Raw genomic sequence first — 2,645 nt, 5'->3', positions numbered from 1 at the left:
GTGACACCATGGGGGTGAAGTACGTCTCGCTGGGCGCCGATGACGCGGTCGTGGCGATTGCGCACAGTGCCGAGGTGGAGGACGATGATGCGGTCGAAGAACCCGACGCCCCGGATACTGACAGCAACTCGGAAGGTGATGGCTTGTGACGAGTTCCGGAGAAGCCGGACGTCCCACAGCTGAAGGGGAACGTGAACAGGCCGGCGACGCCTCCCCCGAGTCGTCCGGAGCCTCCAAGAACGGCAACGCACCTGACCCCGCCGTCCAGGCGAGACGGCCCTCGTCTTCGAACGCGCCACAGGCGGGGCCGCGAGGTGCGGCAGCCGCGCGTTCGGCCACGAGCGCACGCCGGCAGACGCGTCCCAACTCTGCCTCCGGACCGGCACCGGCGCCACCGGCGCCCCCGTCAGCCGGTAGCGGCCAGCAGCAGCCCGCTCCTGCGCGGCCGGCCAGCTCTCCGCCTCCTCCGGTGGCGCCGCCGGCCGTCGTGCAGGCGGCCGACGCGGCCAACTCGCAGGGTCGAAAGGCTCCCAAGCCCTCCGGACCTGCTCGGGGGCCAAGGCCTGAACCTGTGCCTCCGCCGTCGGCGCAGGCACGGACTATGGCAGCTCCAGCCGCTCCCCCTGTTGCGGCACCGCTGGAAGATACCCAAGTCAGCGCCGACGCGCGACCGGCTGCCCCGAACGACGCCTACGCTCCCGGTGCCGAACGGCCAGCACCGGAGAACGGGACGCCGTCCCAACGGAGTACGGCCACACGCCGGCCTCCACGCGTGCGCAAGGCTCGCCTGCGCCTGGTGAGAGTGGATCCCTGGTCAGTCATGAAGACAGCGTTCCTGCTGTCTGTCGCATTGGGTATCGCGCTGTTCGTCGCTGTGGCGGTGCTGTGGTCGGTGCTCGATGCCGCCGGAGTGTTCGAATCGATCAGCGAGATCGTGACTGACTTCACTGAGTCAAGCACGAGCGAAGGTATCGACGTCGACCAGTATGTGGCGCTGTCTCGTGTACTGGGCTTCACGACGCTCATCGGGGTCGTCAATGTGGTGCTGATCACTGCGCTCGCGACCCTGGGGGCGTTCTTGTACAACCTGTCGGCAAGCCTGCTCGGTGGCCTCGAGCTCACGCTGGCCGAGGACGACTGACAGAGGCCAGAAGAGATACCGGCCGGTTTGGGCCGGCCGGTACATGTACGGTAGTCTTCTGGACGCACCTGAGTTCGCGGGCCTATAGCTCAGACGGTTAGAGCGCTTCCCTGATAAGGAAGAGGTCACTGGTTCAAGTCCAGTTAGGCCCACCCATTTTCCCAGTTCAACAAACGTCGATCACGTGCGGGTCACCCGCGTGTGCGCATCAGCGTCGCACACGCTTGGCGGACCCTTGATGCTCTCCTTCGTGTCCACGCGGCAGCACACACATGTACGAGTCATGTTGAGTCTGCCAATAGTGCAGGCATGTCGGCTCTGGACATGGCTCGGTCAGTCCGTCGTTCTGCCCTGACAAGGCTTCGACCATGGCGCCACCGCAGCTGCCGCACACCCATGCATGCAAGATCTCGAGATCATCGACCACTGGAGACCAGGCGATATCGTGGCCAAGATCCATGGCTCGTTCCACAGCATCCGTGAGGTCGGGTACGTCTTCCACTGCGGACCTCCCGGTCAAAGAGTCAGCCTTACGCCGACCTTGCGGGCCAGCGTCTTCAGCGCATCTCGGTCGATATCGGACCGCTTCACGTCGTTGCGGGTCATCAAGAATGCCACCTTCCCATCCTTTGTCCGCCCGGCGATCTTGAATCCGTCTTGCTGCGGGCGCTCGACGATCTGCCAGCCCGCCTCTTGCTGCCAATCGATCGCGTCTTCCCACCACTTGATGTAGGACTCGGCGGCCTCCACGAACAACCCGACACCATGGGTATGGTCCGCGTAGGCGATGTGATCGCCGAACCTGCGTTCCTCGACCTGCATAATCCCCCCCCGAAACCCGAAGGAATGCCCGTTCTAGATGGGCTGTACGGACATGTCTTAGCCAATAGGTACGGCTCGGTGCGTGATCGCTGGACGTGCACAGACGTTCAATGCACGGTGTAATAGCCAATAAATAGCAGGGCAAGGATGACGGCATCTGTCCGCCGGACTTCGACTCTCGTCATTGCATTCACGCTTTACTTATCACTATCTCCGCGTAGCGCGGGTGTAGTCAAGACACTCCGGACAACAAACGTGAAACGTCCATGTACTATTTGTGTCGACAAGTACCGTTGGCGGGCCGTGGTGGCGGGTGTCAGCACGCCAACGGTGGAGGACACGGACGTGGGACGCGCTCAATGACGGGACGGATCGTCCGCATGGCGAGCCTGATCGCCGATGCAGTCATGGCGGTGCGCGCATCGCCGGGATACGCTGCCGCGCATACGTGACGAAGGACCTAAGCTGATGTCATGGAACAGAAGCTACTGACTCTTGCTGACGTCGCTGAACTACTGAACGCCTCCTCTGCACAGGTCTACGCGCTGGTTCGCAGTGGCGAGCTGCCGGCCATGAAGATGGGCGGCCGTGGACAATGGCGTGTCCATCCCGAGCGCCTTAGTCAGTACATCGACCGCGCGCATGACGAGACCGCGGAGTGGGTCAAGCACAACCCCATGAC

General features: G+C 63.3%; 3 protein-coding genes and 1 tRNA gene. 3 read left to right on the top strand and 1 reads right to left on the bottom strand.

The features are described from left to right. Nucleotides 1–601: 601 nt before the first annotated feature. A complete protein-coding gene (locus ELR45_RS42000) occupies nucleotides 602–1,141 on the top strand; it encodes a DUF3566 domain-containing protein (protein WP_129664385.1) in 540 nt (179 codons plus the stop codon). Between the two features lie 78 nt (nucleotides 1,142–1,219). Next, nucleotides 1,220–1,293: transfer RNA gene (locus ELR45_RS06190), tRNA-Ile, on the top strand. 364 nt (nucleotides 1,294–1,657) lie between these two features. Here the strand turns inward: ELR45_RS06190 and ELR45_RS06185 are convergent. Then, nucleotides 1,658–1,963 carry a hypothetical protein gene (locus tag ELR45_RS06185; RefSeq protein ID WP_129664383.1) on the bottom strand — a complete coding sequence of 102 codons (306 nt, stop codon included), beginning with the start codon at nucleotides 1,961–1,963 and terminating at the stop codon, nucleotides 1,658–1,660. Nucleotides 1,964–2,436: 473 nt separating this feature from the next. Here ELR45_RS06185 and ELR45_RS06180 point away from each other — a divergent pair. Next, the coding region (locus ELR45_RS06180; RefSeq protein ID WP_165367594.1) for a helix-turn-helix domain-containing protein at nucleotides 2,437–2,645 on the top strand (209 nt) is incomplete at its 3' end.

Source organism: Phytoactinopolyspora endophytica (assembly GCF_004138495.1).
Taxonomy (GTDB): domain Bacteria; phylum Actinomycetota; class Actinomycetes; order Jiangellales; family Jiangellaceae; genus Phytoactinopolyspora; species Phytoactinopolyspora endophytica.
This window is presented reverse-complemented; position numbering and strand designations above follow the sequence as displayed.